This window comes from Pseudomonas plecoglossicida NBRC 103162 = DSM 15088 (assembly GCF_000730665.1).
GTDB classification, from domain to species: domain Bacteria; phylum Pseudomonadota; class Gammaproteobacteria; order Pseudomonadales; family Pseudomonadaceae; genus Aquipseudomonas; species Aquipseudomonas plecoglossicida.
This window is the reverse complement of sequence record NZ_BBIV01000045.1, coordinates 1-15,171: the sequence shown is the minus strand read 5'-3', so window position 1 is coordinate 15,171 and position 15,171 is coordinate 1. Positions and strand designations below refer to the sequence as shown.

Here is a 15,171-nt window from a genome sequence, read left to right as displayed (position 1 = left end):
CCGGCGACGAGGGCAGCGAAGACGATCAGGCGATCTTCTTCAGCCCCTGCTTCTTCAGCTCTTCGTCACGCAGTTCGCGGCGCAGGATCTTGCCCACGTTGGTGGTCGGCAAGGCATCGCGGAACTCGATGTAACGCGGCACCTTGTAGCCGGTGACATTGGCACGCATGTGCTCCATCACCTGCTCCTTGGTCAGGGTCATGCCTGGCTTGACCACGATGAACACCTTGATCACCTCACCGGACTTCTCGTCAGGCACACCGATCGCGGCGCATTGCAGCACGCCCGGCAGGGCCACGAGCACATCTTCCAGCTCGTTGGGGTAAACGTTGAAGCCCGAGACCAGGATCATGTCCTTCTTGCGGTCGACGATGCGCATGTAGCCGTCAGGCTGGATCAGGGCAATGTCGCCGGTCTTCAGCCAACCGTCACGGTCGAGGATCTCGGCCGTGGCCTCTTCACGCTGCCAGTAGCCCTTCATCACCTGCGGGCCCTTGATGCACAGCTCGCCCACCTCGCCCAACGGCACTTCGATGCCGCTGTCGTCGATGATCTTGCACAGGGTCGACGGCACGGGAATACCAATGGTGCCGACCTGGTTGGCGTCGGCCGGGTTGACCGTCGCCACCGGGCTGGTCTCGGTCATGCCGTAGCCTTCGCAGATGGCGCAACCGGTGACCGCCTTCCAGCGCTCGGCCACGCTCAGTTGCAGGGCCATGCCACCGGACAGGGTGATTTTCAGTGCCGAGAAGTCCAGCGCGCGGAACCCCTCGTTGTTGCACAGGGCAACGAACAAGGTATTGAGGCCCACGAAGCCGCTGAACTTCCACTTGCCCAGTTCCTTGACCATCGCTGGCAGGTCGCGCGGGTTGCTGATCAGCACGTTGTGGTTGCCGATGAGCATCATTGCCATGCAGTGGAAGGTAAAGGCATAGATGTGATACAGCGGCAGCGGCGTGATCAGGATCTCGCAACCTTCGTGCAGGTTCGAGCCCATCAGCGCACGGCATTGCAACATGTTGGCGACCAGGTTGCGGTGGGTCAGCATCGCGCCCTTGGCCACGCCGGTGGTGCCGCCGGTGTACTGCAGCACCGCCACATCGTCGGCCTGCGGGTTGGCTTCACTCACCGGCTGGCCCTTGCCCAGCGCCAAGGCATCGTTGAAGCGCACGGCACGCGGCAGGTCATAGGCCGGTACCATCTTCTTCACGTACTTGATGACGCTGTTGATCAGCAGGCGCTTGATCGGCGGCAGCAGGTCGGCCACCTCGGTGACGATGACGTGCTTGACCTGGGTCTTGGGCACGACCTTCTCGGCCAGATGGGCCATGTTGGCCAGGCACACCAGGGCCTTGGCACCGGAGTCGTTGAACTGGTGTTCCATCTCCCGGGCGGTGTACAGCGGGTTGGTGTTGACCACGATCAGCCCGGCGCGCATGGCGCCGAATACCGCTACCGGGTACTGCAGGACATTGGGCAGCTGCACGGCAATGCGATCACCCGGCTTGAGGTCGGTGTGCTGCTGCAGCCAGGCGGCAAATGCGCCGGACTGGGCATACAACTCGCCATAGGTGATAGTCTTGCCCAGGTTGCTAAAGGCCGGTTTGTCGGCAAAGCGTTGGCAGGATTGCTTGAGTACCGCCTGGATATTGGGGAATTCGTCAGGATTGATTTCCGCCGTAATCCCGGCTGGGTACTTATCCTTCCAAAAATTTTCGATCATGGAAGCCCACTCCTTCAGCAACAGCGAAGTTCGATTCACGCGTCGATGCGTTTATTATTGATATGCGATGACGGTTCATTGCAAACCGAATCATCTGAAAGCGGCCCGAGAGTAACAGCTTTGACTGGGGTCGCCTAGAGGCCAAATCAGGCCTTTATGGTCACATAAATGACTCAATGAACGATACAAGTCATTTTTAGAGTATTTAACTTAAAGCTTCGAGTTTGAAGCTTCAAGCGGCAAGCCAGAGCGCGCCCGATGCTCTGACTTGCCGCTTGCAGCTAAGCGCTTGCGGCTGCTTCAAGCGATGTCGCGCAACTCGCGCCGCAGGATCTTGCCCACCGGCGTCATCGGCAACGACTCGCGCACCACGATGTGCTTGGGCACCTTGTAGCCCGTGAAATTGGCCTTGCAGTAGGCCTTGAGCTCATCCACGTTCAGTCCACCCTCGCGCGCCACCACGAACAGCTTCACCGCTTCCCCGGAACGCTCGTCCGGCACGCCGATGGCGGCGCAGTTGGCCACCTGCGGGTGGCCCATGATCACGTCCTCGATCTCGTTGGGGTATACGTTGAAGCCCGAGACGATGATCATGTCCTTCTTGCGGTCGACGATGCGCGTGAACCCATCCGGGTCGATCACCGCAATGTCGCCGGTCTTGAACCAGCCTTCGGCATCCAGCGCCTGGGCAGTCGCCTCGGGCTGTTGCCAGTAACCCTTCATGACCTGCGGGCCCTGAATGCACAACTCGCCTCGCTCGCCCAGGGGCATCTCGTTGCCCTCGTCATCGATGACCTTGAACGCCGTGCCAGCCACCGGCATGCCGACGGTGCCCAGGCGTGCCAGTTGGCCGTATGGGTTGGTGCTGGCCACGGGTGAAGTTTCGGTCAGGCCATAGCCTTCGACGATGCGGCAACCGGTGAGGCTTTCCCAGCGCTCGGCAGTGGCCTTGACCAGCGCCGTGCCGCCCGAGTTGGTGACCTTGAGCGCAGAGAAGTCCAGCTGGCGAAAGCCAGGGTGATCCATCAGCGCAACGAACAGCGTGTTCAGGCCCAGCAGGGCCGAGAAGCGCCACTTGCCCAGCTCCTTGATGAAGCCCGGGATATCGCGCGGGTTGGTGATCAGCACGTTGTGGTTGCCGGTGACCATCATGCACATGCAGTTCGCGGTGAAGGCATAGATGTGGTACAGCGGCAACGGCGCGATCATCACCTCCTGGCCTTCCTTGATCAGCTTCTGCCCATCCGGGCCGTGCTGCGAGAAGCAGGCCAGCACCTGGAGCATGTTCGCCACCAGGTTGCCATGGCTGAGCATAGCGCCCTTGGCCAGCCCGGTGGTGCCGCCGGTGTATTGCAGCACGGCGATGTCGTCGAGGGTCAGCGGCACGGGCTTGTGCGCCAGGTCGCGGCCCTCGCGCAGCACCTGCTTGAACGAAACGGCCTGCGGCAGGTGGTAGGCCGGGACCATCTTCTTGACCTTGTCGACCACGGTATTGACCAGCCAGCCCTTGGCTGCCGGCAACAGGTCGCCCATCTTCGCCTCGATCAGGTACTCGATGCCGGTATCGGGCAGCACCTCCTGCACCCGCTTGCCGAACATGTTCAGGTACACCAGCGCGCGGGCGCCGGAATCCTTGAACTGGTGGCGCATCTCGCGCTCGGTGTACAGCGGATTGGTGTTGACCACGATCAGCCCGGCACGCATGGCGCCGAACACGGCGATGGGGTATTGCAGGACGTTGGGCATCTGCACCGCGATACGGTCGCCCGGCACCAGGTCGGTATGCTGCTGCAGCCAGCCGGCAAAGGCCGCGGAATGGCGTTCGAGTTCGGCATAAGTCAGGGTGACGCCAAGGTTGCTGAACGCCGGGCGGTCGGCGAAGCGCTTGCAGGAGCGCTCGAATACCTCGACGACCGAGGTGTATGCATGGATGTCGATGGTGGAAGGCACGCCCGCCGGGCGCTTGTCATTCCAGAAGTCGGCTTGCATTTATTGTTGTTCCTCTGCCTTGACCTGCTTGATCCCTTGTCCTGTCTGCCTGATGGCAAATAGGCGTTGAACCGACGTTAGCAGGTAAGCCCCAGGTGGCATATACGCCAAGTGCCGCCATTAACATTGTGAATCTTATTTGTGCCCTTCCTGCAATCCGCGGGGTTGTGCATACACTGTGCTCGTATCCCTGCGCAAAGGAATCGCCATGCCCCACGACGCCTTCTGGCTGCCCGCCAGCGAGCATTGCAGCCTGTACGTGCACCAATGGCTGCCGGCCACGCCGGTCAAGGCGGTGGTGCTGCTGGCGCACGGCATGGCCGAACACGCCGGGCGCTACCAGCGCCTGGGGCACGCCCTGAGCGATGCCGGCTATGCGCTGCTGGCGCCCGACCTGCGCGGCCATGGCCGCACCGCCGAGCTGGGCAACCTCGGCCTGTTCGCCCGGCGGCATGGCTGGAATGCCGTGGTCAACGATCTCGGTGCGCTGGCCCAGCACATCGGCCAGCAGTTCCCTTGCACGCCGCTGTTCCTGTTCGGCCACAGCATGGGCAGCTACTTCGCCCAGGCTTACCTGATGCACCACAGTGGCAGCTTGCATGGCGCGGTGCTCAGTGGCTCCAACCTGCAACCCCCGGCGCTGTACCGCGTGGCGCGCCTGATCGCGCGCCTGGAAAGCTGGCGCCAGGGGCCATTGGGCAAGAGTGCCTTGATCGACTGGCTGTCGTTCGGCTCGTTCAACAAGGCCTTCAAGCCCAATCGCACGGCCTTCGACTGGCTCAGCCGCGACCCTGCCGAGGTCGACAAGTACGTCGAAGACCCGCTTTGCGGCTTTCGCTGCAGCAATCAGCTGTGGCTCGATCTGCTGCAAGGCCTGGCGCAGATCAGCCAGGTCAGGAACCTGGCACAGATCGACCCGAACCTGCCATTGCTGGTGATCGGCGGCGAATGTGATCCGGTGAGTGCCGGCAAGCGTCTCACCCATCTGGCCGACGCCCTGCGCGCGACCGGCAATCGACATGTACAGCTGCGCGTCTATCCTGAGGCGCGGCACGAAGTGCTGAATGAACTCAACCGAGACGAGGTCACCGCCGATATCCTCGCCTGGCTGGAGCAGGCGCTGGCCCTTGGCCGCCCTGCCCGCAGTGAATGATGGCGGCCTCGTCCGTATACCAAGGAAACGCCAATGACCCAGGTCACCAACACGCCGTACGAAGCTCTCGAAGTGGGCCAGACGGCCAGTTACGAAAAGTCTGTGGAAGAACGCGACATCCAGCTGTTCGCCGCCATGTCCGGTGACCACAACCCGGTGCACCTGGACGCCGAATTCGCCGCCAAGAGCATGTTCCGCGAGCGCATTGCCCATGGCATGTTCAGCGGTGCGCTGATCAGCGCAGCGGTCGCCTGCACCCTGCCAGGCCCCGGGACCATCTACCTGGGCCAGAAGATGAGTTTCCAGAAGCCGGTCAAGATCGGCGACACCCTGACCGTGCGCCTGGAAATCCTCGAGAAGCTGCCCAAGTTCAAGGTGCGCATCGCCACCAACGTGTACAACCAGAACGATGAGCTGGTGGTAGAGGGCGAGGCCGAGATCCTGGCGCCGCGCAAGCAGCAGACGGTCGAGCTGGTATCGCCGCCGAATTTCATCGCCAGCTGATGAATTTTTTCTGTGCCGGCGATGAGGCCGGTGCAGTCACCTCACTCCAACGCCTGCAACCGCTGTTCGATATGCCGCCGCTCCGGCGCCTGTCGCGTCAACTCCAGTGCGCGCCCCCAGGCTGCCCGCGCTTCGTCCACGTTACCCAGTTGCTGATGCATCTGCGCCCGCGCCGCGTGCGCCAGGTGATAGTCCCGCAGCTCGCCACTCGCCAGAATCGCCTCCACCGCCACCAGCCCCGCCTGCGCCCCATCCCGCTTGGCCAGCGCCACGGCCCTGTTGAGCGCCACCACGGCAGACGGCCAATGCTGATACAGCACATCGTAGAGCCCGACGATTTCCGCCCAGTCCGTTTCATCGGCACTCGCTGCCTCGGCATGCACTGCAGCGATCGCCGCCTGCACGGTGTAGGCTCCGAACCCTCGGCTGCGCAACGCCAGCCGCACCAGCTCACAACCTTCCCTGATCTGTTCGTGGTCCCACAGGCTGCGGTCCTGCTCGTCGAGCAGCACCAGGTTGCCCTCGGCATCGCTGCGCGCCCGTTGCCGCGACGACTGCAGCAGCATCAGCGCCAGCAAACCGACGGCCTCCGGGTCCGGCAACAGCTGCACCAGCAAACGCCCGAGGCGAATCGCCTCGTCGCTCAATTCCTGCTGCAGCAGGCCCTCGCCGGATGACGCCGAGTAGCCTTCGTTGAACACCAGGTAGATCACCCGCAGCACACTCTCCAGCCGCTCCGGCAGCTCGTGCAGTTCCGGCACCTGGTAGGGAATGCGCGCATCGCGGATCTTGGCCTTGGCGCGCACGATGCGCTGGGCGATGGTCGCCGGGCTCTGCAGGAAAGCCCGGGCGATCTGCTCGGTGGTCAGGTCGCAGACCTCACGCAGGGTCAAGGGCACCTGGGCATCGGCAGACAGTGCCGGGTGACAGCAGGTGAAGATCAATCGCAGGCGGTCGTCGGCCAGCAATTCTTCCTCGCTGGGGTCTTGGCCCTGGTCTTCGATCAGCATGATCAGTTCTGCCTGAGAGCGGTCGAAGCGTGCCCGCCGGCGCAGCACGTCGATGGCCTTGAAACGGCCCGCCGACACCAGCCAGGCGCGCGGGTTGTCCGGCATGCCGTCGCGCTGCCAGCGCTCCACGGCAATGAAGAAGGCATCATGCATGGCCTCTTCCGCCAGGTCGAAGTCGCCCAGCAAGCGGATCAGCGTCGCCAGGATACGGCGCGACTCGCGGCGGTACACCGCCTCGACTTCAGCGCGCACAGCCCCCTCCTGCGCCATCAGTCCGGCATCCGTCGGGTCACCACCTCCACCAGGCGGTCCAGGCTTTCTCCCCAGCCCTGGTAAAAACCCATTTCCTCGTGGGCACGGCTGTCGGCGGCGCTCCAGTGCCAGGCCCGGGCGGTGTAACGGGTCTTGCCCTGTTCCTCGTCAAAGGTGATGACCGCCGTCATGAAGGCTTTGTCCGAAGGTACCCAGCCAGGGCCGAATGCGTCGGTGAACACCAGCCGACGCGGCGCGGCGATCTCCAGGAACACGCCCTGGGTCGGGTACTCGGTGCCATCAGGCGCGCGCATCAAGGTACGCATAAGGCCGCCAACCCACAGCTGCATCTCGCATTCGGGCGTCGTCATGCCGTGCGGCCCCCACCACTGCATCAGCCATTCGGGCTCGGTCCAGGCACGAAACACCTTGGCGGGCGGGGCATCGATCAGGCGGCTGATGGACAATTCGTGCTGCGCGTGTGCAAGTGGGGCAAGGCTCATGCTTGTTGTTCTCCTTGGCTGTCAGGGTTGCAAGTCGCGCACTGGCCTCACTTCGACGCTGCCTACGCGTGCAGCGGGGATGCCTTTGGCGATGTTGAGGGCCTCGTTCAGGTCGCGGGCATCGACCAGGTAAAAACCCGCCAGCTGCTCCTTGGTTTCTGCAAATGGACCATCGGTCAGGCTCATCTGCCCGCCGCGCATGCGCACCGTGGTGGCCGTCTGCACAGGCTTGAGCGCTTCGGCTGCAAGCATTCGCCCAGAGCCGTGCAGCGTTTCGGCGTAGGCCATGCATTCGGCATCTTCCGGGCTGTCCGGCAGGCTGTGCAGCAGCCCCTCGTCACAATAGACCAGGCACAGGTATTTCATGATCGTCTCCAGGGCATTGGCAAAGTGCGTTTGGCGATATGCGATCAAAGCTTGAGATCGAACAGTGCTTTCTGGGTTTCCATGTCGAACGGGGCCGACCAGTGTTCGTGGATTACCTGCCACTGGCCACCTGTCTTGCGATAACCCACCGTGGCGCGCATGAAGCCGCACTGGCTTTCGTCGTCAGACGGGCCGCAACGGTTCAGCCAGTGGGCCAGGCCCAGGTCGCCATCGGCATGCACGGTGAGCTCGGCCAGTTCGAACACCATGGGGCCTGTGCAAAAGCCCATGCACATTTCCCAGTGCGCCTGATAGGCGGCCTTGCCCTTGAACTGCAGCGACTGGATGGCATCGAAGGCAAGGATGTCATCGGCATAGGGGGCGATGATGGCCTGAATGTCGCGGTCGCGCACGGCCTGCATCCAGCGCTCGATCAGTTGGCGGATTTCGGATTCGGCTTGGGGGTTCATCGGGTTCTCTCCGAATGAGTGAGTGGTCACGGCTTTTGCTGTGCCTTCAACACTGGTCGAACAGAGGAGCGGATAATCGACATGAAGATGTGACGGGCGATGGGCGGTGATGCGCGAAGCGTTCGTCATGCCATTTTCAGGGCATTCAAGATCGAGCGCCGCGCGGGCGGCGCTCGATCTTGAGGGCAACCGAAAATTGACGCCATGCCCTTCCACCTACACCGCCGTCGCATGCCTACCCGCCAGCACCTGCGCATAGCGGGCACGGTCGACATTGGCCCCGCTCAGCACCACCGCCACCCGTTTGCCTGCCTGCCTTTCGCGCTCTTGCATCAACGCCGCCAGCGCCGCGGCTCCCGCCCCTTCGGCAGTGTTATGGGTTGCCTCGTGGTAGAGCCGCATGGCTGCGGCGACTTCGCCATCGGAGACCCGCACGATCCGCGCGGCATGCTGGCGAACCAGGTCGAAGGCATCGGGATGCGGCACCCGGCAGGCCATGCCATCGGCAAAGGTGTCGGCGGTGCGGGTAGTGACGATGTGCCCTTGCTCGAAACTCTGCGCATAGGCATCGGCTGCGCTGGAAACCACACCGACGATCTCGGTCTGCAGCCCCAGCAGATTGCGCGCCTGGATCAGCCCGCAGATGCCCGAGCCCATGCCGATCGGCACATAGACGCAGTCCAGGCCCTGCACGGCTTCGAACAGCTCCAGGGCATAGGTGGCCACGCCACGCACCAGCTCCGGGTGAAACGACGGGACCATGCTGTAGCCCAGTTCTTCGGCCAGCCGGGCGGCCTCTTCGCGGGCCACGTCGAAATCCACGCCGTGTTCGATCAGCTCGGCGCCCAGTGCGCGCATGGCGGCATTCTTCTCTTTCGAGTTGCCTTCGGGCACCACGATCACCAGCGGCACACCCGCCTGGCGCGCGGCCAGGGCCATGCTCTGACCATGATTACCACGGGTGGCGGTGACCAGCCCACGCGGCGGTTTGCCAGTGGCCAGCAGCGAGCGTACGTACACCAGGCCACCGCGTACCTTGAATGCCCCGGTGGGAGCGTGATTCTCGTGCTTGACCCAGACCTCGCAGCCCAGCTGCCCGGCCAGCAGCGGCCAGCGGTACTGCGGGGTGGCGGGAACATGCTGGTGGACGAATGCAGCGGCTTCACGCAGGGCGGCAAGGTCGAACATGGCGATCATCCTTCATCGATACGAGGTTGAACCGATCCTAGGCGCCGGGCATTGTATGGGTAAATCCTTATATTGCATGGGCAGCAATTTCATGTGGATGCCGCAACTGGCCGATGATGGCCAACCCCGCTATCTGGCGCTGGTCGACGCCATCGCCAGCGCCATCGAAGACGGCTCGCTGAAGGTCGGCGAGCGCCTGCCACCCCAGCGCCGCCTGGCCTGGAAGCTGGGGCTCAACCCCAGCACTACCCAACAGGCCTATCGCGAAGCGGCGGCACGCCACCTGGTGGCAGGCGAAGTCGGGCGCGGCACCTATGTGCTGGCGGGCAGCCGCGAAGCCACCCTGTTTCGCCTCAAGCAGCAGGACAACCAGGGCACGGTGATCGACCTGTCGACCAACGTGCCAGTAGCCGACCCTGCCAACCTGGACCTGCAGGCGAGCTTGCAGACCTTGCTGGCAGGCGGGCAGACGCACCTGCTCGATCACTACCTCGGCCCGCAGCAGCTACTGCTGGGCCGCCTCCAGGGCGCTCGCTGGCTCGGCAATCGCGGCCTGACGCTTGCGCCCGAACAGTTGCTGCCCTGTGGCGGCGCCCAGCAGGCCCTGACCTTGCTGCTGCAGTCGTTCTGCCAGGCCGGTGAGCCGGTACTGCTCGAAGCGTTGACTGCGCCTGGCATCAAGGCCGCCTGTCGGCAACTGCGCCTGCCCGTGCACGGCGTGGCCCTGGATGACCAGGGCTTGCTGGCGCAGGAACTGGACCGTGTCGCCCGCGCCAGCGGCGCACGGGTACTGGTCACCACCCCTGCCCTGCACAACCCCACCGGCGCCTGCATGGGCGACGCACGCCGCCAGGCCATCGCCGAGGTGGTCAGGCGCCTGGGGCTACTGGTGATCGAGGATGATGTGTACGGCGCACTCAGCGATCACCCGCCGCTCTACCCGTTGCTGGAGGAGCACGGCATCCTCATCAGCAGCCTGTCCAAGACGGTGGCCGCCGGCTTACGCCTGGGCTGGATCGTCGCCAGCCCGCGCCTGCTGGAGCAGGTCGATCCCCATGCCGGTGCCAGTCACTGGCCGGTGTCGCCATTGAACCTGCACATCGCCTGCCAGTGGATCGAGGACGGTACGGCGGCCCGGCGACTGGCCTGGCAACGCAAGGAAATCACCGTGCGCTGGCGCCTGGCGCGCAGGATGCTGGGCGACTGCTTGTACAACGCCAACGAGCCCTCGCCACACGTGTGGGTCAAGGCCGTACAGGGGGCTGACAGGGTAGTGATGCAGTGTCGGGCGCAGGGGGTCGAAGTGGTGCCGGCGAGCGTGTTCGCCATTGGCGCGAGCGAAGTACAAGCGGTGCGAATCAGCTTGTCGGCGGCGGATAGCCGGGCTGGATTGAAGCGGGGGTTGGAGGTGGTGTGCCAGGTGTTGAAAGGGGATGGGGCGCAGTAGGCAGGTCTTGCCGCATCGCCGGCAAGCCGGCTCCCACAGGTACGCCACCCGCTTCGAGCGCTGTGGCGCAGCTGTTGGATGGGATCAACCCTGCTGGCAGCCCTCGCCCATGGCCCGGTACTGAATGGTGTGCACTTGGCCTTGGTGGTCTTCATAGGTCATGGTCGCAGGCACCACTTCGCAGACATTGGGGATCGTCGACAGGTTGATCACCCGTTTGATGTCCAGGTTCATGGAGTAGTCGTACTGCTGGGCCACAGGCTCGGTGGAGACGGGCTTGGCCTCATCCGCCAGGGCGAACGAGGACATACCGACCAATGCAAGAATCAGTAATGGTTTCATGGTGTTTGGCCTTCAAAGCAATCAAGCTGATCGATTGACTTCATATGCCGTCATTGGCGCGGAGAAGTTGTCATCGACTGCGAAGATGACACGAAGTACCGATCCCGCTTTGTCGTACTGCCAGGGGGGACGAGTAAAATTCTACTCCCCGTTCAGAATAGTTGAACCCCACCGTCGGACATTCACCCTTGTAGGATCTGCAACAATCAGCAACAGACTACCCCTGAGGTACCGCCGCAGAGCCTCTGCATGACCTTTTTTCCTGGAATATCCATGACATCGCTGCACTGCACACCCTTGATCGGCGCCGAACGGCGTCTGCTCGACCACTTCTACCGCCAGCAAGAGTCACGCATGCGTGCGGACAATGAAGGCCAGTTCTGGGTGGCACGGGCGCCTGGCATCGTCGCCGGGCTGAGCCTCAGGCCAGTGGAGGGTGGCCACTGGCTCACCGGCCTGTTTGTCGCACTGCAGGAACGCGGCAAGGGCGTGGCCGGGCAACTGGTCAACGCTGCACTGGCCGAGGCCGAGGGCAGCACCTGGCTGTTTTGCCATCCTGACCTGGTTGCGCTGTACGAGCGCCTCGGCTTCGAACACGCCGGCACGCTGCCGGAATCACTGGCAAGCCGCCTGCAACGCTACCAACGCAGCAAACAGCTGGTCGCCCTGGTGCGCACTCAGTCGTCGCTTGCGTCCAGCCCGGGGAACAGCACTTCGGTGTAGCCGAACTTGGCAAAATCCTGGATGCGCGACGGGTACAAGCGCCCGATCAGGTGGTCGCACTCGTGCTGCACCACCCGCGCATGGAAGCCGTCGGCAAAGCGATTGATCGGCGCGCCCTGCGGGTCGATGCCGGCGTAGCTGATGTGCTTGTAGCGTGGCACCACGCCGCGCAGGCCCGGCACCGACAGGCAGCCTTCCCAGCCGTCCTCGACCTCGGTGGTCAGCGGCGTGATCACCGGGTTGATCAGGATGGTCTGCGGCACCGCCTCGGCATCCGGGTAGCGCTCGCTGCGCTCGAAGCCGAAGATCACCAGCTGCAGGTCGATACCGATCTGCGGCGCCGCCAGCCCTACCCCGCCGACATGACGCATGGTCTCGAACATGTCGTCGATCAGTTGCTGCAGTTCGGCACTGCCGATCAGGTGCTCGGGTACCGGGGGGGCGATGCGCAGCAGGCGCTCGTCGCCCATCTTGAGGATGTCACGGATCATCTGGGGTTCGGCTCGGAAGGTTGCGGCTCTACGGGGTGCTCATGGCCGAGCACGGTGATGGTTTCCTTGGCCTTGGTGCCCTCGAAATCCTTCTCGCCAGGGTTCTTGCCCTCGGTCGACATGTGCTCGATCACGGCGTTCATTTCAGCGCCCAGCAGCAGCACGGCGGCGGAGATGTAAAAGTACAGCAGCAGCACGATGATTGCACCGATGCTGCCGTACATGGCGTTGTAGTCGGCGAAGGTCTTCACGTAGTAGGCAAAGCCCAGCGACGCAATGATCCAGACCACGACCGCCAGCACGGAACCCGGCGTGATGAAGCGAAACTTCTGTTTCACGTCCGGCATCACGTAATAGATCAACGCGACCGCCACCATCATCAGAATGATGATCGCCGGCCAGCGCAGGATCGTCCATACGGTGACCACCACTTCCTGCAGGCCGACCTGCGAAGCGATCCACTCCATCACCTGCGGCCCCAGTACCATCAATGCCGCTGCGGCAAGCAGCATGCCGGCGATGCCGACGGTGTAGATGATCGACAGCGGAATGCGCTTCCAGACCGGACGGCCTTCGGGCACGTCGTAGGCGGCATTCATGGCACTCATCATCAGGCGCACGCCGGCCGAGGCGGTCCACAAGGCAATGACGATACCCACCGACAACAAGCCGCCCTTGGATTGCTGCAACTGGTCGATCACCGGATTGACCTGCTCCAGCGCCTGGGGTGGCAGCACCAGCTCGGACTGCAGGCGTAACCAGGAGAAGAAATCCGGCAGGTGCAGGAAGCCGATCAGGGCAATGAGAAACAGCAGGAAAGGGAACAGCGAAAACAGCATCTGGTAAGCCATCGCAGACGCATAAGTGGACATCTCGTCATCGAGAAACTCATGAACGGTGCGTACCAGCACACGGTGCAAGGGCAGTCCGCGCAGGTCGGGGAAAATCATAGCGTCTCCTTTCGCCGCATGATCAGTACCGGCAGTCTAATAGACCACACGACTGATGTACCGCTCCCTACCATGATTGAAGAAAAATCCCTGCATAAAAAACGGCCCCGGCCTCATGAGAGACAGCCGGGACCGTCAGCGCATCATCAGGGCTTTTTCACCGCATCCTTGACGTTGCCCTTGATCTGCTGCGCCTCGCCCTTGAGCTCCTGGGCCTTGCCCTCGGCGCGCAGCTTCTCGTTGTCGGTGGCTTTGCCGACGCCTTGCTTGATATTGCCTACCGCTTCGTTAGCCAGGCCTTTCGCTTTGTCTTTAGTGCCGCTCATGGCAAATCTCCTGCAAGTGGAGACACGTGGACCGTGTCGACAGTCGGTGGACAGGGCCGCTTGCGCAGGAGTTTCAAACAATTTGCCCGGCTCGAGCCGAGCGGCGAATCTGCGGGCGAATACCGCACCAAATCACCCCCAAGGCGCTGTGCAATACCGACCGGCTGCCTAGAATCGCGGCAAACGGCAGCCCCAAGCAGGCTGCCATACGACAAGAACAACAGCTTTCGGATACCCGCACCCATGCGCCTCATGCCCTTGCTCACGGCCTTGCTGCCACTGCTGCCCTTGCCTGCACTCGCCGCCGCACCGGTCACTGAAACCTTGCAGGTCAACCGCTATTCCGACGACGGCCAGGCCGGCACGCTGCGTTGGGCCATCGAGACCAGCAACCAGAAACCCGGCCATTACCGAATCGAAATCGCCGCAGTCGGCCAGGCCCCCTATGTCATCCGCCCGACCCGCGCCCTGCCGGAAATCAAGGGGCCGGTGCGTATTACCGGCCTCCCCTGGGCACGCGACGGTCAGTACATCGCCATCGACGGCTCCAGCTACATCAAGGACCAGGGTGTACGCACCTGCCCCGGTGCCCTGCCCGGCCAGTTCGGCACCAATGTGCGCACCACCACCAACCCCGGGCTGGTGCTGCGTGATACCCAGGGCGTGCACCTGAGTGGCCTTGAGGTGCGCAATTTCTGCATCGGCATCCTGGTCAACCGCGCAAGCCTCAACGTCATCGAAGACAACCGCATCGTCGCCAACAAGGGCGGTGCCGGGATCATGCTCACCGGCGACGACGGTGCCGGCAACCCCACGGCCACCACCACAGTGAACAACAAGGTGCTGCGCAACCAGCTGATCGACAACGGCGACGGCCTGGAACTGACCCGCGGCGCGGCGTTCAACCTGGTGGCGGACAACCTGTTCCGCTCGACCGCAGCCAACCCCGAACCCTCCCAGGGCATCGAGATCCTGCTGGGCAATGACAACACAGTGGTGCGCAACCGCTTCGAGAACTACTCCGACGGCTTGCAGATCAACTGGGGCAAACGCAACTACCTGGGCGCCAATACCTTCAGCGGCAATTCGATCGGTGTCAGCGTGACCGGCGAAGGCAACATCCTCGATGGCAACCTGATTCATGGCAACCGTATCGGCGTAGCCCTGCGCCCGGAGCCGGACATCACCGCCACGCGCCTGAGCGGCAACCGCATCTGGGCCAACAGCCAGGACATCCGGCGCTGCGAGGCAGGCGGTTCCTGCGTGGCCAACCAGCGCACCGGGGCCATCGTCTTCGGTGTGCCGGCCCAGGCCCACGCCTTGTATGTCGGCTCGCGCGGCGTAGGTGCGGACCTGCCGGCGAAAGATCAGGCGATCATCTGCGATGCCCAGGGCGAGCCCAAGCCGTGTCAGCCGCTGCCCAACCACAATCAGTCGGCACCACGGCTGCTGGCGCTGGAAGGCAATGTGCTGCGTGGCGAGGTACAAGGGCCGGCGTCGAGCCTGCTGCGGGTCGAGGTGTTTGGCAATGCCCAGGCCGAGGGGACTGAAGCCGAGCAGTATCTTGGGGAAGTGCTGGTGAACAGCGATGAGAAAGGCCTGGCGCGGTTTGCCCAGCCCTTGGAAAACGCCGGTGAGCTGCGCAGCTTCACTGCGACCGTGACGACCACCGATGGGGCGACTTCCGAGTTGAGTCAGCCGATTCGTCGTTGAGGCAACTGGCCAATCGCCGGC

Annotated in this window: 16 protein-coding genes; 5 read left to right on the top strand and 11 right to left on the bottom strand. The window is 63.3% G+C overall.

Annotated features, from left to right (window positions below; translation table 11 throughout):
- Nucleotides 1-25: 25 nt before the first annotated feature.
- Entirely contained in the window at nt 26-1,723 is a 1,698-nt protein-coding gene (gene fadD1 / locus PPL01S_RS20445) for a long-chain-fatty-acid--CoA ligase FadD1 (RefSeq protein ID WP_016391860.1), read from the bottom strand.
- 300 nt (nt 1,724-2,023) lie between these two features.
- The gene (gene fadD2, locus PPL01S_RS20440) at nt 2,024-3,712 is read right to left on the bottom strand and encodes a long-chain-fatty-acid--CoA ligase FadD2 (protein WP_016391861.1); all 1,689 of its coding nucleotides are present in this window, start codon (nt 3,710-3,712) and stop codon (nt 2,024-2,026) included.
- A 208-nt stretch (nt 3,713-3,920) separates the two neighbouring features.
- Here fadD2 and PPL01S_RS20435 point away from each other — a divergent pair, with 208 nt between their 5' ends.
- Both PPL01S_RS20435 and PPL01S_RS20430 read left to right on the top strand, forming a co-directional pair.
- Nucleotides 3,921-4,865 carry an alpha/beta hydrolase gene (locus PPL01S_RS20435; protein ID WP_016391862.1) on the top strand — a complete coding sequence of 315 codons (945 nt, stop codon included), beginning with the start codon at nt 3,921-3,923 and terminating at the stop codon, nt 4,863-4,865.
- A gap of 33 nt (nt 4,866-4,898) precedes the next feature.
- A complete protein-coding gene (locus PPL01S_RS20430) occupies nt 4,899-5,369 on the top strand; it encodes a MaoC family dehydratase (RefSeq protein ID WP_016391863.1) in 471 nt (156 codons plus the stop codon).
- Between the two features lie 41 nt (nt 5,370-5,410).
- Here PPL01S_RS20430 and PPL01S_RS20425 read toward each other — a convergent pair whose 3' ends face one another.
- The 5 genes from PPL01S_RS20425 to PPL01S_RS20405 all read right to left on the bottom strand — a co-directional run bounded on the left by PPL01S_RS20425 (nt 5,411) and on the right by PPL01S_RS20405 (nt 9,158).
- Complete coding sequence (locus PPL01S_RS20425) at nt 5,411-6,649, bottom strand: RNA polymerase sigma factor (protein WP_016391864.1); 1,239 nt, start codon at nt 6,647-6,649, stop codon at nt 5,411-5,413.
- A complete protein-coding gene (locus PPL01S_RS20420; protein WP_016391865.1) occupies nt 6,649-7,134 on the bottom strand; it encodes an SRPBCC family protein in 486 nt (161 codons plus the stop codon). Before PPL01S_RS20420 ends, PPL01S_RS20425 begins: the two co-directional genes overlap by 1 nt.
- Nucleotides 7,135-7,155: 21 nt before the next feature.
- The gene (locus PPL01S_RS20415; RefSeq protein WP_016391866.1) at nt 7,156-7,500 is read right to left on the bottom strand and encodes a YciI family protein; all 345 of its coding nucleotides are present in this window, start codon (nt 7,498-7,500) and stop codon (nt 7,156-7,158) included.
- A 44-nt stretch (nt 7,501-7,544) separates the two neighbouring features.
- Nucleotides 7,545-7,970 carry a YybH family protein gene (locus tag PPL01S_RS20410; RefSeq protein WP_016391867.1) on the bottom strand — a complete coding sequence of 142 codons (426 nt, stop codon included), beginning with the start codon at nt 7,968-7,970 and terminating at the stop codon, nt 7,545-7,547.
- A gap of 216 nt (nt 7,971-8,186) precedes the next feature.
- Nucleotides 8,187-9,158 (bottom strand): threonine dehydratase, encoded by a 972-nt coding sequence (locus PPL01S_RS20405; RefSeq protein ID WP_028625173.1) that lies wholly within the window; start codon nt 9,156-9,158, stop codon nt 8,187-8,189.
- A 91-nt stretch (nt 9,159-9,249) separates the two neighbouring features.
- On the opposite strand from PPL01S_RS20405, the gene PPL01S_RS20400 reads away from it, so the two are divergent.
- Entirely contained in the window at nt 9,250-10,605 is a 1,356-nt protein-coding gene (locus PPL01S_RS20400) for an aminotransferase-like domain-containing protein (RefSeq protein ID WP_028625174.1), read from the top strand.
- An 84-nt stretch (nt 10,606-10,689) separates the two neighbouring features.
- Here the strand turns inward: PPL01S_RS20400 and PPL01S_RS20395 are convergent, their stop codons facing one another.
- Nucleotides 10,690-10,947, bottom strand: a complete 258-nt coding sequence (locus PPL01S_RS20395; protein WP_008098787.1) for a DUF2790 domain-containing protein — start codon at nt 10,945-10,947, stop codon at nt 10,690-10,692.
- Between the two features lie 273 nt (nt 10,948-11,220).
- Between PPL01S_RS20395 and PPL01S_RS20390 the strand changes: the two genes are divergently transcribed.
- A complete protein-coding gene (locus PPL01S_RS20390; RefSeq protein ID WP_016391870.1) occupies nt 11,221-11,670 on the top strand; it encodes a GNAT family N-acetyltransferase in 450 nt (149 codons plus the stop codon).
- Here the strand turns inward: PPL01S_RS20390 and def are convergent.
- The 3 genes from def to PPL01S_RS20375 form a co-directional block, all read right to left on the bottom strand.
- Nucleotides 11,625-12,161: a peptide deformylase gene (gene def / locus PPL01S_RS20385; protein ID WP_016391871.1), complete on the bottom strand. Its 537-nt coding sequence runs from the start codon at nt 12,159-12,161 to the stop codon at nt 11,625-11,627. The two genes, PPL01S_RS20390 and def, sit on opposite strands and share 46 nt — an antisense overlap.
- Nucleotides 12,158-13,111, bottom strand: a complete 954-nt coding sequence (locus tag PPL01S_RS20380; protein ID WP_016391872.1) for a YihY/virulence factor BrkB family protein — start codon at nt 13,109-13,111, stop codon at nt 12,158-12,160. Before PPL01S_RS20380 ends, def begins: the two co-directional genes overlap by 4 nt.
- Before the next feature lie 146 nt (nt 13,112-13,257).
- Complete coding sequence (locus PPL01S_RS20375; RefSeq protein WP_016391873.1) at nt 13,258-13,437, bottom strand: CsbD family protein; 180 nt, start codon at nt 13,435-13,437, stop codon at nt 13,258-13,260.
- A 243-nt stretch (nt 13,438-13,680) separates the two neighbouring features.
- On the opposite strand from PPL01S_RS20375, the gene PPL01S_RS20370 reads away from it, so the two are divergent.
- Nucleotides 13,681-15,150, top strand: coding sequence for a right-handed parallel beta-helix repeat-containing protein (locus tag PPL01S_RS20370; protein ID WP_016391874.1), 1,470 nt, complete (start codon nt 13,681-13,683; stop codon nt 15,148-15,150).
- Nucleotides 15,151-15,171 lie beyond the last annotated feature (21 nt).